Consider the following 24148-nt stretch of genomic DNA (forward strand, 5'->3'; position numbering starts at 1 on the left):
GAGATCACGACATAAGCCGTAAAGCCACTGCGCAGGGAAGGCCGGATGTTTTGGCTTCACCTGTATGCCGCTGTGCAGATTTTTTATTGCAACTTCGCACAGTGGACCGCGGGTGCCAGCCGGCGCCCGGTCTTCCCTGCGCCCTCTTTCAATTGAGGGTGAGACGACGAAGCAAAGCTCGGGCGAAATGCGCCGCGAGGATGCGAGCCCATGTCAGTTATTCAACAACGGTTTCGCGCCCCGGACGCAGCGCAGCGCCTCTTAGCGGTGCGCTGCAGAGCCGGGGCCCATGCGACAGCGAGTGCGCGGCCCTCTGGGTCCGGCTCTGCGCAGCAGCGTAAAAACGCTGCAGCGCGTCCAGGACAAGAGCGAAGCGCTTTACAGGTAGCGCGTCAGTTCTGCTTTGGCCTGACCGTAGACCGCATCCTCGATCTGGCTGCGCGTGATCCCGATGTCGCGCAAGGCGCGGTCATCGAGGTCGTTCAGCGTCTTGACGGCGGAGCGGCGCTCCAGGCTGTCGAACAGCGCATAGGCGCCGTTGGCCAGCTTGCGGAAAAATCCGTCTGACGAGGATGAGCGTAAACTCCGCCCGGCGGTCTGCGAGATCGTGGTCATTGTCCTTCTCCGGCCTGTTGTCCACGCGGCGAAACGGATGCCGTTGGTGCAAGCGCCCGAGCGCATGCACCTCATTTGCCTCGGATTGCTCTCGCTCTCCTCGGCTCAATCGTGAAGCTTGATGGAACTTAAATGCTCCAGTACACTACTCGGAGCAAGTGAAACATTGCTCTCGGTGCAATAATGTCCAAGTTCGAATACGTGAAGCTTGCCGATGCCATTGCTCTCGATATCTCTAACGGCACGTTAAGGCCCGGCGACCGGCTGCCGCCGCAGCGCAATTTTGCCTATGACCGTGGCATCGCGGTCTCGACCGCGAGCCGGGTTTATACGGAGTTGCTCCGCCGTGGCCTCGTCGTCGGCGAGGTCGGCCGTGGCACCTTCATCTCCGGCGCCATCAGGCGCGAGGTCGAGGCGCTGAGCGAGCCGCGCGACGCGCGGATCGATTTCGAGGTCAATTACCCGCTGCTGCCGCAGCAATGGGCGATGATTGCCAAGAGCCTTGCGGGCCTCGAGCGCGTCGACGCGCTCGAATCCGCGCTGCGCGTCTCCACCAGCACCGGCACCAAGAGCGCGCGCAATGCCGCCGCCGCCTATCTCGCGCGCAAGGATTTCGCGCCGCAGGCCGAGCAGATCGTCTTCACCGCCAACGGCAAGCAGTCGCTCGCGGCAGCTCTCGCGGCCCTCGTTCCCACCGGTGGCCGCTGCGGCGTCGAGGCGCTGACCTATCCTTACGTCAAGAGCATCGCCGCGCGGCTCGGCGTGACGCTGGTCCCGATTCCGATCGACGAATTTGGCGCGCGCCCAGACGCCATCCAGAAGGCGCATCGCGAAGCGCATCTGTCGGCGTTGTATCTCCAGCCCATCATCCAGAACCCGCTCGGCGTCACCATGAACGCGACGCGGCGCGCCGACATCATGCGCGTCGCCGAGAAGCTCGACCTCACCATCATCGAGGATGCCGTCTACGGCTTCCTGGCCGACGACACGCCGCTGGCCGCACTCGACCCCGACCGCTGCATCGTGATCGACAGCCTGTCCAAGAAGGTCGCGCCTGGCCTGGCGCTCGGCATCCTGGTCGCGCCGCCGCGATTGCGCGAGAGCGTGATGAGCGCGGTCCGCACCGGCGGCTGGATCGCCTCCGGCCATGCGCTCGCATCTGGACAGCGGCTGATGGCAGACGGCACCGTGGCCGAGCTGACGCGGCTGAAACGCATCGACGCCGCGCGCCGCCAGCAGACCGCGGCAAGGCTGCTCGCCGGCTACCAGCTCTCCGCCGATCCGCGCTCCTATCACCTCTGGCTCACGCTGCCGGCACACTGGCGCTCGCAGACCTTCGTCGCCGCGGCAGCCCGGCGCGGCATCGCGCTGACACCGTCCTCGACCTTCGCGATCGCCCATGGCCACGCACCGAACGCAGTGCGGCTCGCGCTCGCCCCGCCTTCGTTCGAGCAGCTCGATTCCGGCCTGCGCACGCTCGTGTCGCTACTCGGCACCAAGGAAGAGGATTTCGACTCGACGGAGTAGCGCGCTGTCCAGGGCAGCAAGGCCATTTAGGGCAACAACGCTCTCGGTAGGCGATCGAAGCTGTAGCTCCGCGGCTGGTTACGCCGCACGAAGCCGCCGATCTGCCAGGCGAACAGCGCGGCAAAGCCGATGATGAACAGCGCGCCGGCGAATTCGCCGATCGCAAGCGCGCGGATCAGGAGCGCAGTCATCGCCACTGCAAGCACCGCAAGAAAAGCCAGCATTGTCGCGTAGGTCCTGCGGCCAAGGCCCGCGGTCAATTCGGCGCGGCTGCCGGCCTGCGCCATGCGCGCGTGCAATGCGACGATGAAATTGCGAAAGCCATTGTCCTGCGGCGCCATCAGGGCCGCGGTCTGCCAGCTCGTCGACAGGATCGCGACGCGGCTGCCGCCAGTGTGGCTGATATCGGCGCGAAAGCGGTGCTGCTGCATCGAGACGGGGCGGAACGACAGCCGGATTGCACTGATCTCGTCGTAACGCCACAGGCCCGAACGGCCGCCGATGTGCCAGGACAGCCCCTCCTCCGTCAGCTCGAAGCGATGCGCCGAGCCGATCAGCGACGCCTTGTAGGCATAGCTCGCGCCCGCAGCCGGCTCAGCTCCCGAATCCTCTGTCTTCACAATCGATCCAATCCGGGCGATCCCATCAGCGATCCGCTTGCGTGAGCGCCCTGCCCCATCCTACAAGCGGGACATGGCTGAGACGATTTTTTTTCCGCGCCGCCTGATTCTCGGCGCCGCCGTGATCTCCGGCGTGCTGCTCGCGCTTGCCGTGCACATGCTGGGCGCGCGCTACGGGCTCGACCTCGGCGGCCTCTGGCACTCGGACACGCACGAGTTCATACCGGCGGGCGCGGCGATCGCCTGGTGGCTGATCGCCTCCGTCGGCTTCTCCGGCGGCTATTTCACGGCGACATTGATGCAGAGCGCCGTCTCGGGCCAGATCCCGCAACGGATGCGGCAATTCCTGATCGCGGTCGGCGTGCTGCTGCTTGCGGGTGCGGGCCAGGTGGCCTCGGCGCCGAGCCCGGTCCCGACGGTCTCGGGCGTGCTGGCCGGAATTGCCGCGCTGGGCCTCGGTGCCGTGATGGCGTTCTGCGGCGGGCATTTCGCACTGCGCCGCGGCTAGCCTCAGGCGATCGCGCGCAACTGCGGCCGATCCAGCATGATGGCGACATCGGAAGCCGGCCGCGGCTTACTGAACAGATAGCCCTGCGCCTGGGTGCAGCCTTCGCGCCGGAGCAGCTCAAGTTGCCCGTCGTTCTCGACCCCCTCTGCCGTGGTGACGATGCCGAGGCTGCGGCCGAGGCCAGTCACGGCACGGATGATCGCCATGGAATCTTCGCGCGTCGCGAGTTCCGACACGAAGGAGCGGTCGATCTTGATCTTGTCGAACGGGAAGCTGCGCAGATAACTCAGGGACGAATAGCCGGTGCCGAAATCGTCGAGCGAGATGCGCACGCCCATGGCGCGGAGGTCATGCAGCGTGGCCAGCGTCGCCTCGCTGTTCTGCAGCAGGACGGATTCGGTGATCTCGAGCTCGAGGCGGCGCGCGTCGAGGCCCGACAACGCCAATGCCTCGGTCACGGATGCGATCAGATTTGGGTTCCTGAACTGCACGGGCGACAGGTTGACCGCGACGTCGACATCGTCAGGCCAGGTGGCGGCGTCGGTGCAGGCGGAGCGTAGCACGAAATCGCCGAGCTGGATGATGAGCCCGGTCTCCTCGGCCAATGGAATGAAGCTGAGGGGCGCGATCAGGCCGCGCTGCGGATGATTCCAGCGCAGCAGCGCCTCGAACGCGACGACGCGACCGCTGGCGACGTCGCGGATCGGCTGGTAGTACGGCTGGAACTCGTCACGTTGCAGCGCCGCGCGCATGCCCATCTCCAGCAGACGCCGTGCTTGTGCGCGAGCATCCATGCCGGTCTCGAAGAAGCGATAGGTGCCGCGGCCGTCCGCCTTGGCGCGGTACAGTGCGAGGTCGGCGTTCTTCAGCAGTTCATCGGGATTGTCGCCGTCCTGCGGCGACAGCGAGATGCCGATAGAGACACCGATGATGATCTGATGGTCGTCGATCTCGTAAGGCGCCGAGATCACCTCGACCAGGCGGCCGGCAAGGGATCGTGCCGCGGTTTCCTCGGAACGTCCGATCTGGACCACGGCGAACTCGTCGCCACCGAGCCGCGCCACGGTGTCGCTCTCGCCGACGGTGGCCTTCAGCCTGCGCCCGACCTCCTTGAGCAGCGCATCGCCGATGGGGTGGCCGAGCGAGTCGTTGATGTCCTTGAAGTGGTCGAGATCGAGACAAAGCACCGCGAGCTGGTCGCCCGATCCGGTCCGGCGCAGTCCCTGCACGAGCTGCTCGTGGAACAGCACGCGGTTCGGCAGGCTGGTCAGCGCGTCATGGCGGGCCATGTGCGAGATCTTGGCCTGGGCCTCCAGCCATTCGGTGATGTCCTCGAAGGTCGCGACCCAGCCGCCACCATGCATCGGCTGGTTCACAACCCGGATGGAGCGGCCGAACCTGGTCACGACGTCGGTCGTGGTGCGGCTCTCGCGCGCGTCGGCGACGAGGCGGGCGAAGAATTCGCCGGCATCGCCCTGCCACTGCCCCTTGGCCTGCTCCTCCCGCAGGACGTCGACCAGCAGCCGGCCGGTGAGCAGGATGTCGGTGCGGCCGAGCATCGCGGCATAACGCCCGTTGAACAGGATGATCTTGCCTTCCGCGTCGAACATGCACAGTCCCTGCGACATGTTCTCGAGCGCCGTGTCCAGCACAATCTGCTGGCGGCCCAATTCGCCCTTGGCGCGGCGGTCGAGCAGCGCGGCCACCAGCGCAATCGCGATGATCGCGACCGCAGCACCTGCGGTAAAGAAGGACAATGAGTCCGCCGGGATCGACAACCCGCTGATCGCGAGCGTCGGATCCGGCGTCAACACGACCGCGCCCATTGCTGTGAAATGATGTGCGACGATGGCGACCGTCAGCAGGGCGCTTGCGGTCAGCGCGTGGAAGAGGTCGTCGCGCCGCGCAGCGACGAACAGCGCGAGCGCCGCGAATACGATTCCGAACAGCACCGAGGCGGCAACCGTGCTCCCGATCCAATCGACGCGTGCCGGCATCTCCAGCGCCGCCATGCCGGTATAATGCATCGTCGCGACCGCGGTGCCGACGATGGCGCCGCCGAGCACGATCCACGGCGCGCGCGCAGAGGATGCCGCCAGACTCAGGCCCACGAAGGTTAGGGAGATCGCGAAGATCAGCGAAAGGATCGTCACCGGGATGTTGTAGGCGCCGGCGCCCCCCGGCCCGTAGGCGAGCATCGCGATGAAATGCGTCGCCCAGACGCCGCATCCGCTGACGACGGCGTCCAGGGCGATCCAGACCAGGCGCCCAAGGCCGTGCGTCGCGCGCGCCCGGTGAAACAGGCTGATCGCCGCCGCGCTCGCGAGCAGGCACACCGCGCCGCCAAGCGTGACGAGCCGCCATTCGTGCTCCTCGGTGAGACAGTAGAGAACTTGATACATTGCGGGCCCCTATCGACCCGCACTGGAACCGACAGAGATGGACAGTCGGTAACCGGCTACGTGCCTGTTTCGGGGATGGTGAACGGAAGCTGTGTTCAATCGCTCGGATTGTTCATCCGCGCGAAGGCGCGCCGAGGCCGATCACGGCGGCGGCGAGCAGCAGCACGGCCGCCGACACGACCAGCGACAGGTGCAGGCCGGTCATGAACGCGCCTTTCGAGGCCACCAGCGAACCGAACAGCGCAACGCCGAGCACGCTGCCCGTCTGCCGCGTCGCGTTCAGGACGCCCGCCGCGATGCCGGAGCGTGCCTTCTCGACGCTGCCCAACAAGGTCGAGGTCAGCGGCGGCACCAGCAGCCCAAGTCCGCTGCTGATCGCGATCATCTGCGCAAAGATCGCCCCATAGCTCGTGCCGGCCTCGATCCACAGCAGGCCGAGACACCCGAGCGCCGAGATGCAGGCACCGACGACGATGGTCGGGCACGGGCCGATACGCTCGGCGAGGCGCGGCGCCAGCAGATTGACCGGAAGCACCACCCCCATCATTGGCACGAATGCGAGACCGGTCCACCACGCCGACAGGCCATTGATCCTCTGGAAATACAGGCTGAGCACGAAGATCAGGCCGTAGATCGCGATGTTGACGAGCAGACCGACGAGCGCGGTCAGCGCGAACAGTCGATGGCCGAACAGCGACAGCGGCAACATCGGCTGCGCCGCACGGCTCTCGCGCCAGACGAAGAGCACCGCCAGGAGAGCGGCTGAAGCGAACGCCGCGAGCACAGCCGGATGCTGCCAGCCAAGCGCGCCCCCCTCGATGATCGCGCCGGCGAGCGCCCCCAGCGCACCAATCGCCGCGAGCTGGCCGGGCAGATCGATCTCGCGTGAGGGCGCGCGCGTGGTCTCGGTCGCATAGCGCCAGCTCAGCCAAAGGCCGATGAGGCCGATCGGAAGGTTGACGAGAAAGATCGCGCGCCAGCCGACCAGTGTGATCAGCGCGCCGCCGACGAAGGGGCCCGCGGTGAGCGCGAGGCTCGCACCGGCGGCCCAGATCGCGACGGCGCGGCCGCGCTCGCGGTCGTCCGGATAGGCATGATTGAGCAGGGCAAGAGAATTCGGCACCAGGATCGCCGCCGCCAGCCCCTGGACCAGCCGCGCTGCGATGAGGACGGCCGCATTGGGTGACAATGCGCAGGCGAGCGAGGCGACGGTGAAGATGGTGAACCCCGCCATGAAGACGCGCTTGGCGCCGATGCGGTCGCCGAGCGCGCCGGCCGTCAGGATGAAGGCGGCAAACGCAATGGTGTAGGCGCTGACAACCCATTGCAGCTCGGCGACGCCGCCGCCGAGCGTCCTGCCCATCGCGTCGAGCGCGGTGTTGACGATGGTGACGTCAAGCTGCACCACGCCATAGCCGAGGCTCATCGCGGCAAGGGTGAGTGACGTCGCAAGGCGGGAGCCGGAATGCGGCACGCCGGCTTCGAAGGCTTCGTATCTGACGGTGCTGACTCGCATGCTGCCATCTCGGTTGCAGCCCCATGCGAACGATATACGCTTCCCGCTCGCCGCCATGTTGCGACAAGGATCGAATGATGGATGCGGGACGGATGGCCTCATGTTCGAGCGTCGCGCGGATGACCGCGCGACGCTCTATCCTGATCCTGGCTACGCCTCGCCCTAGCTGGCCGCGCGCAGGTTCACCTTGCTCTCGGCGATCGTGGTCAGCTTTTTGTCGGTGGCCTTCTCCTCCTCGAGCGTCTTGGCGAGCACGCTGGCGCAGTCGTTGCGGCCGAGTTGCTTGGCCCAGGCGATCAGGCTGCCGTAGCGGACGATCTCGTAATGCTCCGCCGCCTGTGCCGCGTTGATCAGCGCGGCGTCGAGCACCGCCTTGTCGGCGACTTCGCCGGCGGTCTCGTCGGCTTCCTCGATGATGCCGTCGATCGCGGGGCAATCGACCGCCTTTACCTGCGCACCGTGCATCTTGAACACTTCCTCAAGGCGCTTGACGTGCTCCCTGGTTTCTTCGAGGTGCGTCAAAAAGCCCTGCTTCAGCTGCGGATCGGTCGCCTTATCCGCCATTTTCGGCAGAGCCTTGGTGAGCTGCTGCTCGGCGTAATAGATGTCCTGGAGCTGATGCACGAACAGGTCGTTCATGGTTTTGATGTCTTTTGTGAACAATCCCATCGGTCCGATCCTCTCGGGTTGTGGGAACACGGAGGCACCGGCTTGCAGGAGAAGCCGGTTATTCCGCCATGTTCGATTGCTGATGGGGCACTAACCAGCGCACGGCATCGTCGTTCCAAAAAAGCCCGCATCCCTTGCGCTGGAACAATGCCGACCGTGCAGGACCTGAAATCATGTCACGGACGGACGCGACCGGTCCACGACTCATATGCTTAACGCGCGTCCGATGTGAACCGCGTATGACAAAGTGGTTGGTCCAAGCCAGAACCTATCCTTGTCAAGGGCTGCACAAGTTACTGTTTTTGCCTTAAATGAGCTACATCATGCCTAGCGATCCAAGCCCACATCGGGCACTGATCGCATCCGACCGGCCAATGTCTGGCCTGGTCGGTCTTGCCCCCCGCCGGGAGGATGAATGCACGGACTGCTGACCGCGCTGAAGCGCGGCTTCAAGAGATGGATCGGCTGGCGGCGACTCGGCGTTGCGGCGAGCGTCTTCATCATTGCGTTCGCGATCACCACGCTGGTGCGGACCCTGAAGGGCATCGACACCGGGGTCATCCTGACCGCATTGACCGAGATCCCCCGCGGTAATATCGGGCTCGCGGCGATCTGCGTATGCTTCGCGTTCTGTACGCTGACCTTCTACGACTTTTTTGCACTGCGAACGATCGGCAAGAAGCACGTGCCCTATCGCATCGCAGCGCTCTCCAGCTTCACGTCCTATTCGATCGGCCACAATATCGGCGCCACCGTCTTCACCGGCGGCGCGATCCGCTTCCGGATCTATTCGGATTACGGGCTGAATGCGATCGACGTCGCAAAAATCTGCTTCCTGTCGGGCCTGACCTTCTGGCTCGGTAACATCTTCGTGCTCTCGATCGGAATGACGATCCATCCGGATGCCGCCTCCTACATGGATCAGCTGCCATCGTCGATCAACCGGCTGATTGCGATCGGCGGCCTCGCCTCGATCGGCGCCTATCTGGTCTGGCTGTGCATGGGCGAGAAGCGCCGCGAGCTCGGCCAAAAGGGCTGGAAGGTGGTACTGCCGTCAGCGCCGCTGACGCTGGTGCAGATCCTGATCGGCGTCGTCGATCTCGGATTCTGTGCGCTGGCGATGTACCTTCTGGTGCCGGCCACTCCGCAGATCGACTTCCTGTCGCTCTCCGTGGTGTTCATTTTGGCGACTTTGCTCGGCTTCGCCAGCCACGCCCCCGGCTCACTCGGCGTGTTCGACGCCGCCATGCTGGTGGCGCTGCCCGAATTCGGCCGCGAACAGCTTCTGGCCACGCTCCTCGTCTTCCGCATCCTCTATTTCGTCATCCCGTTCGGTCTTGCCATCTCCATCATGGGCACACGCGAGCTCTGGATGAATGTGGTGGAGCCCTGGCAGGAGCGCCGACGGCTGGCGGAGGCCTGCGCGCAGGCCAACCTGCCCAAGCAGGTGGCCGCGATGGAGCGCGAGCGGTCGCTGCGGCAGGCCAGCAAACGCTGAGCATGATCCGGAAAAGCGCAAAGCGGATTTCCGAGAGGATCATGCTCCAACGATAGTCCGCTAGACGGCGGCCGGCAAAACCGTCAGACCAATGTTGCAGGCGGAGAGCAGCTCTCTTATTTCCGCCTCAACTTTGCCGTTGAAGACGCGGGCCATGATCCCTGTATCCCTTCGCCGTTTGCTCGCCGGTGCCCTGCTGCTCGCCGGGCTCCTCACCGCCCTGCCGCCGGAGCAGGCGGCCGCGCAGGACGCGGGCGCCATGCAGATCAGCTGGGAGGTACGCAACCGCTTCCGGCTGTTCCGCGAAGAGCGCGACTTCCTGCTCCATGTCGAGAACGCGCGTAACCGCAGCATCCTCGCCGCCGAGCAATCGCTGGAGCTCCAGAGCGAGGGTCGCGGCTGGGCCCGCAACATGGTCAACCGGCTCTGCATCGACCTCCAGGGCCGGGTCAACCAGCCCTGCACCCGCGACAACACGAAGGAAAATTACCTCACCCCCCTCGACCATCCCGTCACCGTGCGCCTCGCCGGCGCGGTGCCGGTCGGCGCCACCTGCGCCTGGTCGTTCGACGACGGCGATGGGCCGCAACAATCCACATTCGACTGCGCCGAGCCGGTCAATCTGCGGGTCCGCTACGGCAAGCAGACGGTCGCCAGCGTCGACGTCTCCTCCGGCTCCGATCCGACCCAGCGGGTCCAGACCGAGATCCAGGTCCGCGACATCTTCGTCGCTGGCCTCGGAGACAGCATCGCCTCGGGCGAAGGCAATCCGGACCGGCCGCTGGCACTGTCGGACGAAGGTTTTTGCTTCCGCTCCTATCTGGGCACCGCCGGTGCGCAGTATTACCGGCCGAGCCGCGCCGGCTTCAAGGGCGGCCGCGCCTGCGAAGCGCCGGATACGCTTGCCAACTGGCAGCGCTACAGCGCGCTCTGGTTCAACTCGCCTTGCCACCGATCGCTCTACAGCTACCAGGCGCGCACCGCGCTGGCGCTCGCGGTACGCTACACCCACGTCGCGGTGACCTTTTTGCCGCTCGCCTGCACCGGCGCCAGCATTAGCGACGGGCTGCTCGGCTCGCAGCGCGCCCGCGAATGCCCGCCCGGCAAGACCGGCGTCTGCAACACCAGCGTGAACGCGCAAGTCGCCGAGCTGCGCGAGGCGCTCACCGCCGCCAGGAAGCGCCAACCCGAGCGCACGCTCGACCTCGTGCTGCTCTCGGTCGGCGCCAACGACGTCTATTTCTCGGGCCTCGTCGCCGACGTGATCGTCGAGACCTCAACCGAGCGCGCGATATTCCGCCGCTCCGGCGTGATGGCGAGCGTCGATGATTCCCGCGATGCGCTGGCGCGCGAGCTGCCGCAGAACTTCGTCAAGCTGCGCGAGGCGCTGAAGCCGCTGGTCGGCGGCGACCTCTCGCATGTGGTCTACGTCTCCTACGCCAACCCGGCGCTCGCCGATGGCGGCGTGCCCTGCCGCGGCGGCCGCGCCGGCTTCGACATCCATCCCGCCTTCAACGCCGATCCGCAGCGCCTCGCCCGCGTCTCGACCTTCGTCGACACCGAATTCCTGCCGCAACTGAAGGGGCTCGCCACCTGCACGCGCGGCGCGCTGTGCCGCGATCCCGAGGCCGACCGCATGACCTTCGTGGATTCGCATCAGGCGGCGTTCGCCGATCACGGCTTCTGCGCGCATTCGGGCAACGATCCCGAATTCGACCGCACCTGCTTTGCCGAGAACGGCCAGAGCTTCAATCCTGACATCGTGAGCGCGGCGAGCCAGCCGATGCTGTGCGGCCGCGGCGCCTCCGAATTCCGCGCCTATTTGCCGCGCGCGCGCTGGATCCGCGACGCCAATGACAGCTATTTCGCCGCGATGACCTATCCGCAAGGCTTGCCGGCGGCGAGCCAGCCGACCGACATCCACGACGCGACCTGGGGCGTCCTCTCCGCCGTCTATGGCGGCGCCGTGCATCCGAGCGCCGAAGGCCACGCCGCGATGGCGGACGCGGCGCTGCCGGCCGCAAGCGCCGTGCTGGGGCTGGATGCGGCACCGCCGGGGGTGACACGCGGGCTGCTCGCACCGCTGCTGCCGGGCGCGCAACAGTAGACGCGCGCAGCCTCTACCCGCACGCAGTCATCGCCCGCGCAGGCGGGCGATCCAGTACTCCGTGACAGACGTGATTGAATCGAGACGTCACGGCGTACTGGATTTCCCGCCTTCGCGGGAAATGACAACGGCGTGCGTGGTGCAATCGGGTTCGCCATCACCTCAATCGTTCCTCCCACTGCCGTTCCATCAATCCAAAAGCGGCATCGATCGATACTGCCTTGAACTTGGACACTTTGCCGCGCGCACCTCTAGGAGTCGCGGTGGGGAAACGTTTCGAGTTCTAAGGAGGCGCGTCATGAGCGCAGTGATGTCCGCAGCGGACGTGAGAAGGTCTCGCGTCAGGCTGTTCATCGTGACCATGTTGTTCCTGGTCACGACCGTCAATTATGCCGACCGCGCCACGCTGTCGATCGCGGGCCCCGCGCTCTCCAAGGAGCTGCACCTCGATCCCGTCGCGATGGGCTACATCTTCTCGGCTTTCGGATGGTCCTACGTGATCGCGCAGGTGCCGGGCGGCTGGCTGCTCGACCGCTACGGCTCCCGCCTCGTCTATGCCTTCAGCATCATCGTCTGGTCGCTGTTCACGACGATGCAGGGCTGGGTCGGATTCTTCAGCGCCGGCACCGCGATCACCGTGCTGTTCGGCCTGCGCTTCCTCGTCGGTATCGCCGAAGCGCCGTCGTTCCCCGCCAATGCTCGCATCGTGGCGGCCTGGTTTCCGAGCAACGAGCGCGGCACCGCGTCCGCCTTCTTCAATTCCGGACAGTATTTCGCAACAGTGATTTTCGCCCCGTTGATGGGCTGGATCGCGCATGATTACGGCTGGCGCTACGTGTTCTTCGTGATGGGCGCGCTCGGAATCATCATGGGCCTGGTCTGGATCAAGACGATCTATGGCCCGAAGGAGCATCCCGGCATCAACGAGGCCGAGTTCGACTACATCAAGGACGGCGGCGCGCTGGTCGATCTCGACGCGCCCAAGGAAGAGCGCGCGGCCGAGGCCGGCTCCGGATGGGACCACATCCGCCAGCTGCTCTCCAACCGCATGATGCTCGGCGTCTATCTCGGCCAGTACTGCATCAACACGCTGACCTATTTCTTCCTGACCTGGTTTCCGGTCTACCTCGTCAAGGAGCGCGGCCTGTCGATCCTGCAAGCCGGATTCGTCGCGACGCTGCCGGCGCTGTGCGGCTTCATCGGCGGCGTGCTGGGCGGCGTCATCTCCGACGCGATCCTGCGCAAGACCGGCTCGTTGACCATGGCACGCAAGGTCCCGATCGTCGGCGGCATGCTGCTGTCGATGTCGATCATCGCCTGCAACTATGTCGACGGCCAGGCTCTGGTGGTCGGCTTCATGGCGCTCGCCTTCTTCGGCAAGGGCATCGGCGCGCTCGGCTGGGCTGTCGTCTCCGACACCTCGCCGAAGGAAGCCGGCGGTGTCTCGGGCGGCCTGTTCAATACCTTCGGCAATCTCTCCTCGATCAGCACCCCGATCGTGATTGGCTACATCCTGGCCGCGACCGGCTCGTTCAACGGCGCGCTGATATTCGTCGGCGCCAACGCGCTGGTGGCCGCATTCGCCTATCTCGTGGTCGTGGGCAAGATCGAGCGCGTGGTGCTCAAACGTTCCTCCTGAGGGCTCCCATGGGAGCTTGACCAGGCAACTTAACGGCGGCTTCACGGCCGCCGTCTTTGTTTTGGGAGTAATCGATGCTAGAAGCGCCGGGGAAACGCCTTATCCATCTAAGGCATGTATCGATGTTCGACCTCAACCAGCTCCGCTGTTTCGTCACCGTGGCGGAGGAATTGCATTTCGGCCGCGCCGCCGCGCGGCTGAACATGACCCAGCCGCCGCTGTCCCGGCAGATCCAGGTGCTCGAGCACATCATCGATGCGCCGCTGCTGGAGCGTACCAGCCGCTCGGTACGCCTGACGCCTGCCGGGCGCAGCTTCCTGCCGGAAGCCCGGCGCATCCTGAAGCTTGCGGAAAGCGCCTCGCAGGTCGCCCGCCGTATCGCGCTCGGCAAGTCCGGCTCGCTGAAGATCGGCTTCACCGCGGCCGCCGCCTACGGCTTCCTCCCCGAGCTCGTCGCCGCCTGCCGCGCCAAGCTGCCCGAGGTGGACTTCTCACTGAAGGAGATGGTGTCGGGCGACCAGTTCGAGGCGCTGACATCGGGCCAGATCGATGCCGGCCTGCTCAGGCCGCCGATCGCGCGCCCCGAAATCGCCAGCCGCCGCGTCGTCGCCGAGCCCCTGCTCGCCGCGATCCCGAAAAAGCATCCGCTGGCGAATGCCGAGAGCGTCACGATCAAGGATTTCGACAACCAGCCCTTCGTGATGTATTCGCCCTATGAGAGCCGCTACTTTCACGACGTGCTGGTGGCGCTGTTCACCCGCGCCGACATCCTGCCGCGCTATGTCCAGCACCTGAGCCAGATCCACTCGATCCTCGCCATGGTGCGCGCCGGCCTCGGCCTCGCCATCGTGCCGGCGGCGGCAGCGAGCCTGAAGATCGCGGATGTCCGCCTGCGGCCGCTGAAGCTGCGCACCCGCGTCCCGGTCGAGCTGTTCATGGTCTGGCGCCGCGACGACGAGAACCCGCTGCTGTCGGCGCTCGTCAAAATCGCGAGCGAATTGTCCTCGGCGGAGGTGATGGAAGATTGATGCTGATTTCGCATAGGTCGATATAGGCTTTGGCTTGGACCCGCATCGAACGGTCTCCTAAACCACGGCGCATGGACGCGCAGCCTTTGCGTCCTCCACAACACGAGACCAGGGAGCAGCGCCCATGAGCAAGATGACCCCGCAGGAAATGGCCCAGAAGATCGGATCCGGCCTCCTGTCTTTCCCCGTCACGCCGTTCAAGGCGGATTACTCCTTCGACGAGGCGACCTACCGCGCCAATATGGACTGGCTGTGCGGCTATGACGTCGCAGGCCTGTTCGCCGCCGGCGGCACCGGCGAGTTCTTCTCGCTGACGGCGGCCGAGGTTCCGCAGGTCGTCAAGATCGCCGTCGACGAGACCAAGGGCCGCGTTCCCGTGCTCGCCGGCACCGGATACGGCACCGCCACCGCGCGCGAGATCGCGATCGGCGCGGAGAAGGCCGGCGCCGACGGCCTGTTGCTGCTGCCGCCCTATCTCACCCATGCCGAGCAGGACGGCCTTGCTGCCCACGTGGAAGCGATCTGCGCCTCCGTGAAGATCGGCGTCATCGTCTACAACCGCGACAACGCCATCCTCCAGCCCGATACGCTCGCCCGCCTCGCCGAGCGCTGCCCGAACCTCGTCGGCTACAAGGACGGCATCGGCGACATCGAGCTGATGACCCGCGTCTACACCAAGCTCGGCGACCGCCTGACCTATATCGGGGGCTTGCCGACCGCGGAGACCTTCGCGCTGCCCTACCTCGACATGGGCGTGACCACCTACTCCTCGGCCGTGTTCAACTTCGTTCCGGAATTCGCCACCAACTTCTACGCCGCCGTGCGCAAGCGCGACCACGCGCAGATCCACGCCGGCCTGAAGGACTTCATCCTGCCGCTGATCGCGATCCGCAACCGCAAGAAGGGCTATGCGGTCTCGATCATCAAGGCCGGCATGAAGGTGATCGGCCGCGATTCCGGCCCCGTCCGCCCGCCGTTGACCGATCTCACCGAGCAGGAGATCGCGGAGGTCGCGGCGCTGGTGAAGAATCTGCCCGCCATCCGATCGTCACAACAGGCTGCAGAATAACAGCGACACAGGGAGGAGCCTGCGATGGCCAAGACCGAGATCACCGGCGCACCGGTCGTCACCGCGATGCAGGTGATCCCGGTCGCAGGCCGTGACAGCATGCTCCTCAATCTGAGCGGCGCGCACGCGCCGTTCTTCACCCGCAATATTGTCATCCTCACCGACAGTGCCGGCCACACCGGCGTCGGCGAGGTCCCTGGCGGACAGAAGATCTGGCAGACGCTGCAGGACGCCCGTGATCTCGTGATCGGCAAGACCGTCGGCGCGATGAACAACATCCTCGCCGATATCAGGACCGCCTTCGCCGATCGCGATGCCGCCGGCCGCGGCAAGCAGACTTTCGATCTCCGCGTCATGATCCACGCCGTCACGGCCGTGGAGTCGGCCCTGCTCGACCTGCTCGGTCAACATCTCAACCTGCCGGTCGCAGCCCTGCTCGGCGAGGGTCAGCAGCGCAACAGCGTCGAGACACTGGGCTATCTCTTCTTCGTCGGCGACATCAGCAAAAGCAAGCTCGACTACGTCACCGGCGAGACCGGCAAGCCCGAGTGGTTCAACCTCCGCCATCAGCAGGCCATGACGCCGGAAACCGTGGTGCGGCTCGCGGAAGCCACCCACGACCATTACGGCTTCGCCGATTTCAAGCTCAAGGGCGGCGTGCTGCGCGGCGAGCAGGAGATCGAGGCCGTCACCGCGATCGCCGAGCGCTTTCCGGATGCGCGCGTGACCCTGGACCCGAACGGCGCATGGTCGCTCGACGAGGCCGTCACCCTCTGCAAGGACATGCACGGCATCCTCGCCTATGCCGAGGACCCCTGCGGTGCCGAAGGCGGCTTCTCCGGCCGTGAGATCATGGCCGAGTTCCGCCGTGCAACGGGCCTGCCGACCGCGACCAACATGATCGCGACCGATTGGCGGCAATTGTCCCACGCGCTGCGCCTCGGCGCGGTGGACATTCCGCTGGCCGATCCCCATTTCTGGACCATGCAAGGCTCGGTGCGCGTGGCTCAGACCTGCCGCGACAACGGCCTGACCTGGGGTTCGCACTCCAACAACCATTTCGACATCTCGCTCGCCATGTTCACCCATGTCGGCGCCGCCGCCCCCGGCAAGGTCACCGCGATCGACACACACTGGATCTGGCAGGACGGCCAGGCCCTGACGAAGGAGCCGCTCCAGATCAGGGCCGGCAAGATCGCCGTGCCGGATAGGCCGGGCCTGGGTATCGAAATCGACAGGGCCGCCATCGACGCCGCGCATGACCTTTACAAGCAGCATGGACTCGGCGCCCGCGATGACGCTATTGCCATGCAGGACCTGATCCCCGGCTGGACCTTCGACGACAAGCGTCCCTGCCTGGTTCGTTAAAAACTCTGGAGGAAGCTATGACTGCGATCCTGAAGAACTTCATCGGCGGCGAATGGGTCGACGGCTCCGGCGTCACCAAGAACATCAACCCCTCCAACACCAATGATCTCGTCGGCGAATACGCCAAGGCCGACAAGGCGCAGACCGAGAAGGCGATCGCAGCCGCCAAGGCCGCTTTTCCCGCCTGGGCGCAGTCGACGCCGCAGGCGCGTTATGACGCGCTGAACAAGATTTCGCTCGAGATCATCGCCCGCAAGGAAGAGCTCGGCCGCCTGCTCGCCCGCGAAGAAGGCAAGACCCTCCCCGAGGGCATCGGCGAGGTCGCCCGCGCCGGCCAGATTTTTGCGTTCTTCGCCGGCGAGGCGCTGCGCATGATCGGCGAAAAGGGTGCTTCAGTTCGTCCCGGCATCGACGTCGAGCTCACCCGTGAGCCGATGGGCGTCGTCGGCATGATCACGCCCTGGAATTTCCCGATCGCGATCCCCGCCTGGAAGATCGCGCCGGCGCTCTGCTACGGCAACACCGTGGTGTTCAAGCCCGCCGAGCTGGTGCCGGGTTCGGCACATGCGCTGTCCGAGATCATCACTCGCTCCGGCATCCCGGCCGGCGTGTTCAACCTCGTTGTCGGCTCGGGCTCCGTGGTCGGCCAGACCCTGATCGAGCATCCCGACGTCGCCGCGATCACCTTCACCGGCTCGGTGCAGACCGGCCGCAAGATCGCGCAGGCCTGCGTGACCTCGAGCAACATGAAGAAATTTCAGCTCGAGATGGGCGGCAAGAACCCGCTGGTCGTGCTCGACGACGCCGATCTCAAGACCGCCGTCGAAGTCGCCGTCAACGGCGCCTATTTCTCCACCGGCCAGCGCTGCACCGCGTCCTCGCGCCTGATCGTCACCGAAGGTATTCACGACCGTTTCGTTGCGGCGGTGACCGAGCGCCTGAAAGGCCTGACGGTGGACGACGCGCTCAAGGCCGGCGTGCATATCGGCCCGGTGGTCGACCAGAGCCAGCTCGACCAGGACCTGCGCTACATCAAGATCGGTCAGGATGAGGGTGCCAAGCTCGCCTGGGGCGGCGAGCTGCTCAAGCGCGAAACGCCCGGCCACTACCTGCAGCCGGCGCTGTTCACCGAAGCCAACAACAACATGCGGATCGCGCGCGAAGAAATCTTCGGCCCGGTGGCGACCGTCATTCGCGCCAAGAACTACGAGGAGGCGCTCGCGATCTCCAACGACACCGAGTTCGGCCTCGCCTCCGGCATCTGCACCACCAGCCTGAAATACGCCTCGCACTACAAGCGCAACAGCGAGTCCGGCATGGTGATGGTCAATCTGCCGACGGCCGGCGTCGACTATCACGTGCCGTTCGGCGGCCGGAAGGGCTCGAGCTACGGCGCCCGCGAGCAGGGCTCCTATGCCCGCGAGTTCTACACCACGGTGAAGACCGCCTATACCTATCCCGGTTGATGGATCGTAGGTGTCGTAGGGTGGGTTAGCGCAGCGTAACCCACCTCTTGTGGTTCGACGGATGCAGACGGTGGTGGGTTACGCTGCGCTAACCCACCCTACACTTCGGAGTCCGTCCATGGACCAGTCAGTCGCAGCGAAAGAGCAGCCCCGCTACATCAAGCTCAACGAGCGCGACAACGTCGCGATCGTTGTCAATGATTTCGGGCTTCCCGCCGGCTCCCGTTTCGCCAGCGGGCTGACGCTGCGCGCCTTCGTGCCACAAGGCCACAAGACGGCGCTGGTCGACATCCCGCAGGACGCCCCGATCATCCGCTACGGCGAGGTGATCGGTCATGCGCTCGCGCCGATCCTGGCCGGCGAATGGGTGGACGAAGCGCGCATCCGCATGCCGGAGGCCCCTGCCCTCGACAAGCTCGAAATCTCGACCGCCGTTCCCGCGCCGCTGCCGCCGCTCGAAGGTTTCACGTTCGAAGGCTTTCGCAATTCCGACGGCTCGGTCGGCACCAGGAACATCCTCGGCATCTCCTCCTCCGTGCAATGCGTCAAGGGCACGATGGAATACGCGGTGAAGCGCATCCGCGCCGAGCTGCTGCCGAAATATCCGAATGTCGACGACGTCGTGCCGCTGACGCATGCGTATGGCTGTGGCGTCGCCATCAACGCGCCTGATGCCGTGATTCCGATCCGCACGCTGCAAAACATCGCGCAGAACCCGAATTTCGGCGGCGAGATCCTGGTCATCAGCTTGGGATGCGAAAAGCTCGCGCCCGAGCGTCTGGTGCCGGAAGGCGTCAGCAACGCCATCGTGCGCATGCAGGACGAAGCCTTCGACGGTTTTGGCGCCATCGTCGAGGCGATCATGACCCAGGCCGAAGCCCGCCTGAAGATCCTCAACACGCGCACCCGCGAGACCTGCCCGGCCGCCGATCTCGTCATCGGCCTGCAATGCGGCGGCAGCGACGCCTTCTCCGGCGTCACTGCCAATCCCGCCGTCGGCTTCGCCGCCGACCTGCTGGTGCGCGCCGGCGCCACCGTAATGTTCTCGGAAGTCACCGAAGTGCGCGACGCGATCCAGCTGCTCACGCGACGCGCCATCAACGAGGACGTCGGCCGCGCTTTGGTCCGCGAGATGGCCTGGTATGATTCCTATCTGGCCCGCGGCGGCGCGGACCGCAGCGCCAACACCACGCCGGGCAACAAGAAGGGCGGGCTTGCGAACATCGTCGAGAAGTCGCTCGGCTCGATCGTCAAGTCCGGCTCGTCCGCGATCACCGGCGTGCTCTCGCCCGGCGAGAAGGCGACGCAGAAGGGCATGCTGTTTGCGGCGACGCCGGCATCCGACTTCATCTGCGGCACGCTCCAGCTCGCCTCCGGCATGACGCTGCAGGTGTTCACCACCGGCCGCGGCACGCCCTACGGCCTTGCGGCTGCGCCCGTGATCAAGGTCGCTACCCGGACCGAGCTGGCCCGACGCTGGAAGGACCTGATCGATTTCGATGCCGGCGGCATCGCCACCGGCGAGAAGACCATCGAGGAGACCGGCTGGGACCTGTTCCGCCTGATCCTCGATGTCGCCTCCGGCCGCACGCAGCCCTGGTCGGATCGCTGGGGCATCCACAACGATTTGACGCTGTTCAATCCGGCGCCCGTGACCTGACCGCTGCGCGCGGACACTGCCGCGCCGCGCGGATGCATTGGTGCGAGTCCCGTTTCGACGCTGCGCATCGCCCGGGATGACGCTTCAATCTACGTCATGCTGCCCGGCATGAAGCAGCGCACGCGGGGATGGCCGTCGATATAGTGCTTCCACACCATGGTGCGGCCGATCTTGTTCGGCTCGGTGATGACGGCGCCGTCGGGCACGACAACCCACTCGCCGTCGAGATGCACGCGATAACGGCCCTTATCGGATTCCCAGTCGACATCGGCGACCACGTAGCCGTCGGCATCCGAGCAGCATTGGCCGTATTCGCTGTGCAGGCTTTCGAACCAGGGCTTGAGCGGCGAGTTTGCGTAGCGCCCGTCGTCGCGTGCCAGCGTCGGAACCGTCAGCAGCACCGTCAGGACCTGCAGCATGGCGGCACACGATATTGCACGTCTCATGTCGTCTCCGCGGATCGAGATCATCGCCGCGGGGTGATAGCTGCCGTTCGCCTTCCGCGACTCGGCGAAGGGCGTCAAGGACAGCGACTCATTCCCCCAACAGCTTTGCGGATAGCTATGCAAATCTGGCGCCACAGCGCATTCCGGGGAACTACTGGCGCGCGTCCGGCACGCGTTCGTCTTTCGACGGGTATGACCGCTACTCGCGCGCCAAGATCTCCGCTGTCTCAGCCGGCCGCTGCGCGATTGCGCACGGGGGCCACGGACACCGCGCAAGAACACGGAGAGGCCGCGGCGTACTGGATTCCCCGCCTTCGCGAGCAATGACGGCGGTGTGTGGCGCTACGGAAGTTCGGGCGGCACAGCGCGCGACGTAGACCCTACTGCTTCGGCGCCGGCGCCATCATCGCGCCGCCTTTCTTCGCCGCAGGGGCGGGCACTGGCTTGGTCGCGGCGGTCGCTTGCGCCGGGAGATATTTCGCGACGATCGCGGGATCGACCTGCGCGATGTTGGCGTCGGGAAGACGCGTCCAGGTCTCGTCCTTGCCGAACAGGGAGATGCCGAGGAAACCGCGCATCGTCAGCGTCTGCCCATCCGGGCTGACCGTCATCTTGGCCTTCCAGATGTTGCCGTCACGCGGATTGACCACGTTGCCGCCGTCATACTTCAAGCCGTCGCGCTTCATGTCGCGGATGAAGGAAAGCCCGAGCACCGGCGCGTTCTTGCGATCGTCCGTGCATTTCGCGCAGATCTCGTTCGGGTCGTCGCCGGGCCGCGGAAAGGTTTTTGCGATGACGCCTTCGAAGATGCCGTTGTGGTCGATGAAGAGGAACCAACCCACCGTCTTGCCGTCTTCGACCTTCTGCCAGAGGCCTGCGGCGGTCGGCTGCTGCACTTGCGCCACAACCGGGCTCACCGCACCGAGCGACATCGCGAGCGCGAGGAGCGAGAACAGCCGAAAGCTGGAAAAGAGAGTCCGCATTATCATCACCTTGCTGAGCCAATCGCCTTGCTAAGCCGCCAACTGCAATGGCCGCAGACTACGGCGATTTCGCGAACTGTTCCAGCACCAGAAACATGGGGCATTGGCCCCCGCCGTCAGTTGACGCCGAGCTTCTTTTGCAGGCTGGAGGACGAGGTCGTGTACTGGAACACGAGCCGCTTCTCCGGATAGACATAGCGATGGGCTTTTTGCGACATCAGCGCGCCCTCGTGGAAGCCGCACAGGATCAGCTTGATCTTGCCGGGATAGGTGTTGATGTCGCCGATCGCGAAGATGCCCGGCACGTTGGTCTCGAACGCGGATGTCTCGACCGGCACCAGATTGTTCTCCAGCGCGATGCCCCAGTTCGCGACGGGACCGAGCTTCATGGTCAGGCCGAAGAACGGCAGCATGGTGTCGCAGGTAATTTCGCTCACGCTGTTGTCGTTGCCCTTGACGGTCGCGCCGCTCAGCTTGCCCTCGCTGCCTGACAGCGCGGTGACCTGGCCGAGGCGCAGATCCATCTTGCCGGCCGCGACCAGGGCGCGCATCTGCTCGACGCTGTGGGGGGCGGCGCGAAAATCGTCGCGACGATGCAAGAGCGTGATACGCTTGGCGATCGGATGCAGATTGAGCGTCCAGTCGAGTGCGGAATCGCCGCCGCCCACGATCAACACGTTCTTGTCGCGGAACGTTTCCATCTTGCGCACGGCGTAATGCACCGAGCTTCCTTCATAGGCTTCGATCCCCGGCACCGGCGGACGCTTGGGCTGGAACGAGCCGCCGCCGGCAGCGATCACCAGCACCTTGCACTCGAACACCTTCCCGGCGTCCGTGGTGCAGCGGAACAGGGGATCGCCGATTTTCTCGACGGTCTCGATCATCTCGCCGAGATGGAAGGTCGGATGGAACGGCTTGATCTGCTCCGTCAGCGCGTCGGTGAGGCCCTGCCCCGAAACCTGCGGAATGCCGGGAATGTCGTAGATCGGCTTTTCCGGATAGAGCTCTGCGCACTGGCCGCCGACCTTGTCGAGGATGTCGACGAAATGCGTCTTCATGTCGAGAAGGCCTAGCTCGAAAGCGGCGAACAGACCGCAGGGGCCGGCGCCAATAATCAGCACATCCGTTTTGATCGCGTCGCTCATGTCGTCTCTTTATCGTCGTTCGGTGGGACGGCGCCCTGTGGGCCGAGGTGACCCTGCCTGTCTAGCCAACGGGGATGGATCAGGGAAGGCATAAAAGCGGGAGCGCCCCGCAGCCGCACCCACTTGCCGGGTCAGGATAACTGGGCTGTAACCAGCAACGCTATGACGGAGATCAATCGGTGAACGCACCAAGCCGCCTCGATACGACGCCGCGCCTGGAGGACTATCCTTTTCGCCTCAGCGACAATGTCCGCTTCGGCGATCTCGACCCCAACCAGCACGTCAACAACGCGGTCTACGCCACCTATTTCGAGACCGGCCGTGTCACGCTGATGAAGCTTCCGGAATACGGCCTGACGCCGCCGGGACTTGCCTGGATCATGGTGCGGCTCGACATGCATTTTCGCGCCGAGTTGCACTGGCCGAATACGATCGAGCTCGGCCTCGGCGTGGTGAAGCTCGGGCGGACATCGGTGACGTTCGAGCAGGTCGTGTTTTCGAACGGGAAGTGCATTGCGTCTGCGACGTCAGTCGGCGTCATGCTCGACGAGGCGACGCGACGGCCGGCACCGCTGACCTCAGAAGTGCTCGAGAAGCTCAGACCCTGGCACAAGCGCGGCATTGAGGTCGCGCCGCCGAGCACATGATAGATAAGTGAGTTAGGCCTGCCGTTCCGGCGTGGCCACCACGAGTCCGTCGAGATCGTCGGAGACCTTGATCTGGCAGGACAGGCGCGAGTTCGGGCGCACGTCGAAGCCGAAGTCGAGCATGTCCTCTTCCATCGGCGTCGGGCTGCCCACCTTCTCGCGCCACGCTTCATCCACATAGACGTGGCACGTGGCGCAGGCGCAGGCGCCGCCGCATTCGGCCTCGATGCCGGGAATGCTGTTGCGGATGGCGGCTTCCATCACAGTCGCGCCGTTCTCGACGTCCACCGTACGGGTTTCGCCCTTGTGATCGACAAAGTGAATTTTGGCCATGTGTGCTCGTGCTGCCGCGATCTAGGGAATGAAGGAGGGTCCGGGCTGTCCTATAACGGGTCGCTCAGCCCGGCGCCATAGCGTTTTGATAAGTCGTGAATGCCGTTTCGCGGGAAGAAAACCCGTCAAAACAAAAGACTAGAGCACGGTTCTGGCCTTGTCGGCCTAAGGGTTCAGGATCGCCTCGATGGCGGCGCGCGCCTCGGTCACCGCCTCTTTCAGCGCGGCGAAGGCGTGAGGCCGGCCCTGTCCGGTCTGGATCGCGGTCTCCAGGCTGGCGGCGGCATCCGCCACCGCAAAGGCGCCGATCCCGCGTGCCGACCCCTTGAGCTTGTGGGCGAGCGCACCAGCCTCGGCCGGCAGCGCCGCCATTGCCGCCATCAAGCGCACCGCCTGCTCGGCAAACATCGCCAGCACTTCCTGTTTCAGCTCGGAATCGCCGAGCGTCATGCGGGAGAGATGATCGAGGTCGAGCGGGCTGTCGATGGGTGCAAGCGGGGGCGAGGGCATCCAGTCCATCCGTTGCAGTTCAGGCATCATGGCGCAGGCCCCGGCATCGCGCGATGGCCGCCGGTCCGGCGGTCAAGTTCCCTCTACCCAAGCACGGAAATGGTTAACGAAATGTTCCGGCCGTTTTGCGCAAATCTGCCTGTTTATTGACGAAAAGTTGCCGCAATCCGGCGAGTCCGGTGGAGAATTGCATTTATTGCTAAGGCCTTACGGCGCGATCCTGTTAACGATGATTAAGAATGTCTTAATCGCGGGCATTTCATTCGCGACGCTCTGCCAATAGGATGTTGGAGAAATTGGCGGACAAGCCGTCCGGGTGGGGATGGCTCGGAGATCCGCGCAAGCGGCATGATCCGGACTGTGGGCTTGCGTAGCGCGCAGAGCTCGCGGGG

General features: G+C 65.1%; 22 protein-coding genes. 12 read left to right on the forward strand and 10 right to left on the reverse strand.

Annotation, left to right across the window (positions count from 1 at the left end):
* Positions 1 to 378 precede the first annotated feature (378 nt).
* Positions 379 to 615 (reverse strand): DUF1127 domain-containing protein, encoded by a 237-nt coding sequence (locus AC0L2F_RS33125; protein ID WP_007612358.1) that lies wholly within the window; start codon positions 613 to 615, stop codon positions 379 to 381.
* Positions 616 to 798: 183 nt separating this feature from the next.
* Between AC0L2F_RS33125 and AC0L2F_RS33130 the strand changes: the two genes are divergently transcribed.
* Complete coding sequence (locus AC0L2F_RS33130) at positions 799 to 2142, forward strand: aminotransferase-like domain-containing protein (protein WP_007612359.1); 1344 nt, start codon at positions 799 to 801, stop codon at positions 2140 to 2142.
* A gap of 26 nt (positions 2143 to 2168) precedes the next feature.
* Here AC0L2F_RS33130 and AC0L2F_RS33135 read toward each other — a convergent pair whose 3' ends face one another.
* Positions 2169 to 2762 (reverse strand): hypothetical protein, encoded by a 594-nt coding sequence (locus AC0L2F_RS33135; RefSeq protein WP_007612360.1) that lies wholly within the window; start codon positions 2760 to 2762, stop codon positions 2169 to 2171.
* A gap of 73 nt (positions 2763 to 2835) precedes the next feature.
* On the opposite strand from AC0L2F_RS33135, the gene AC0L2F_RS33140 reads away from it, so the two are divergent.
* Positions 2836 to 3270 carry a hypothetical protein gene (locus AC0L2F_RS33140; RefSeq protein WP_007612361.1) on the forward strand — a complete coding sequence of 145 codons (435 nt, stop codon included), beginning with the start codon at positions 2836 to 2838 and terminating at the stop codon, positions 3268 to 3270.
* Between the two features lie 2 nt (positions 3271 to 3272).
* Here AC0L2F_RS33140 and AC0L2F_RS33145 read toward each other — a convergent pair whose 3' ends face one another.
* The 3 genes from AC0L2F_RS33145 to AC0L2F_RS33155 all read right to left on the reverse strand — a co-directional run bounded on the left by AC0L2F_RS33145 (position 3273) and on the right by AC0L2F_RS33155 (position 7857).
* The gene (locus tag AC0L2F_RS33145) at positions 3273 to 5672 is read right to left on the reverse strand and encodes a bifunctional diguanylate cyclase/phosphodiesterase (protein WP_473251248.1); all 2400 of its coding nucleotides are present in this window, start codon (positions 5670 to 5672) and stop codon (positions 3273 to 3275) included.
* A gap of 112 nt (positions 5673 to 5784) precedes the next feature.
* The gene (locus tag AC0L2F_RS33150; protein ID WP_473251249.1) at positions 5785 to 7188 is read right to left on the reverse strand and encodes an MFS transporter; all 1404 of its coding nucleotides are present in this window, start codon (positions 7186 to 7188) and stop codon (positions 5785 to 5787) included.
* A 162-nt stretch (positions 7189 to 7350) separates the two neighbouring features.
* A complete protein-coding gene (locus tag AC0L2F_RS33155; RefSeq protein ID WP_007612365.1) occupies positions 7351 to 7857 on the reverse strand; it encodes a YciE/YciF ferroxidase family protein in 507 nt (168 codons plus the stop codon).
* 415 nt (positions 7858 to 8272) lie between these two features.
* On the opposite strand from AC0L2F_RS33155, the gene AC0L2F_RS33160 reads away from it, so the two are divergent.
* From AC0L2F_RS33160 to garD, 8 genes are all read left to right on the forward strand, one after another.
* Complete coding sequence (locus tag AC0L2F_RS33160) at positions 8273 to 9355, forward strand: lysylphosphatidylglycerol synthase transmembrane domain-containing protein (RefSeq protein WP_007612366.1); 1083 nt, start codon at positions 8273 to 8275, stop codon at positions 9353 to 9355.
* Between the two features lie 154 nt (positions 9356 to 9509).
* The gene (locus tag AC0L2F_RS33165) at positions 9510 to 11462 is read left to right on the forward strand and encodes an SGNH/GDSL hydrolase family protein (RefSeq protein WP_473251250.1); all 1953 of its coding nucleotides are present in this window, start codon (positions 9510 to 9512) and stop codon (positions 11460 to 11462) included.
* A 298-nt stretch (positions 11463 to 11760) separates the two neighbouring features.
* A complete protein-coding gene (locus AC0L2F_RS33170; RefSeq protein WP_473251251.1) occupies positions 11761 to 13101 on the forward strand; it encodes an MFS transporter in 1341 nt (446 codons plus the stop codon).
* Between the two features lie 122 nt (positions 13102 to 13223).
* Positions 13224 to 14129 carry a LysR family transcriptional regulator gene (locus AC0L2F_RS33175; RefSeq protein ID WP_007602059.1) on the forward strand — a complete coding sequence of 302 codons (906 nt, stop codon included), beginning with the start codon at positions 13224 to 13226 and terminating at the stop codon, positions 14127 to 14129.
* 124 nt (positions 14130 to 14253) lie between these two features.
* A complete protein-coding gene (gene kdgD / locus AC0L2F_RS33180; RefSeq protein WP_007612378.1) occupies positions 14254 to 15198 on the forward strand; it encodes a 5-dehydro-4-deoxyglucarate dehydratase in 945 nt (314 codons plus the stop codon).
* A gap of 24 nt (positions 15199 to 15222) precedes the next feature.
* On the forward strand, positions 15223 to 16566 hold the full coding sequence (gene gudD, locus AC0L2F_RS33185; RefSeq protein ID WP_473251252.1) for a glucarate dehydratase: 1344 nt from the start codon (positions 15223 to 15225) through the stop codon (positions 16564 to 16566).
* A gap of 17 nt (positions 16567 to 16583) precedes the next feature.
* Complete coding sequence (locus AC0L2F_RS33190; RefSeq protein WP_473251253.1) at positions 16584 to 18032, forward strand: aldehyde dehydrogenase family protein; 1449 nt, start codon at positions 16584 to 16586, stop codon at positions 18030 to 18032.
* A gap of 118 nt (positions 18033 to 18150) precedes the next feature.
* Entirely contained in the window at positions 18151 to 19692 is a 1542-nt protein-coding gene (gene garD / locus AC0L2F_RS33195; protein ID WP_473251254.1) for a galactarate dehydratase, read from the forward strand.
* Between the two features lie 89 nt (positions 19693 to 19781).
* Here the strand turns inward: garD and AC0L2F_RS33200 are convergent, their stop codons facing one another.
* The 3 genes from AC0L2F_RS33200 to AC0L2F_RS33210 form a co-directional block, all read right to left on the reverse strand.
* Complete coding sequence (locus tag AC0L2F_RS33200; RefSeq protein WP_035975119.1) at positions 19782 to 20138, reverse strand: hypothetical protein; 357 nt, start codon at positions 20136 to 20138, stop codon at positions 19782 to 19784.
* A 380-nt stretch (positions 20139 to 20518) separates the two neighbouring features.
* A complete protein-coding gene (locus AC0L2F_RS33205; protein WP_007612388.1) occupies positions 20519 to 21121 on the reverse strand; it encodes a DUF2147 domain-containing protein in 603 nt (200 codons plus the stop codon).
* A 116-nt stretch (positions 21122 to 21237) separates the two neighbouring features.
* The gene (locus tag AC0L2F_RS33210; protein WP_473251255.1) at positions 21238 to 22266 is read right to left on the reverse strand and encodes an NAD(P)/FAD-dependent oxidoreductase; all 1029 of its coding nucleotides are present in this window, start codon (positions 22264 to 22266) and stop codon (positions 21238 to 21240) included.
* Positions 22267 to 22445: 179 nt separating this feature from the next.
* Here AC0L2F_RS33210 and AC0L2F_RS33215 point away from each other — a divergent pair, with 179 nt between their 5' ends.
* Entirely contained in the window at positions 22446 to 22913 is a 468-nt protein-coding gene (locus AC0L2F_RS33215) for an acyl-CoA thioesterase (protein ID WP_473251256.1), read from the forward strand.
* Positions 22914 to 22925: 12 nt separating this feature from the next.
* Here the strand turns inward: AC0L2F_RS33215 and AC0L2F_RS33220 are convergent, their stop codons facing one another.
* A complete protein-coding gene (locus tag AC0L2F_RS33220; RefSeq protein WP_007602043.1) occupies positions 22926 to 23246 on the reverse strand; it encodes a 2Fe-2S iron-sulfur cluster-binding protein in 321 nt (106 codons plus the stop codon).
* A 165-nt stretch (positions 23247 to 23411) separates the two neighbouring features.
* Positions 23412 to 23786, reverse strand: a complete 375-nt coding sequence (locus AC0L2F_RS33225; RefSeq protein ID WP_088931159.1) for an Hpt domain-containing protein — start codon at positions 23784 to 23786, stop codon at positions 23412 to 23414.
* On the opposite strand from AC0L2F_RS33225, the gene AC0L2F_RS33230 reads away from it, so the two are divergent.
* A complete protein-coding gene (locus AC0L2F_RS33230; RefSeq protein WP_157234094.1) occupies positions 23785 to 24039 on the forward strand; it encodes a hypothetical protein in 255 nt (84 codons plus the stop codon). The genes AC0L2F_RS33225 and AC0L2F_RS33230 overlap by 2 nt on opposite strands.
* The last annotated feature ends 109 nt before the right edge of the window (positions 24040 to 24148 follow it).

The organism is Bradyrhizobium sp. Ken64 (assembly GCF_055807555.1).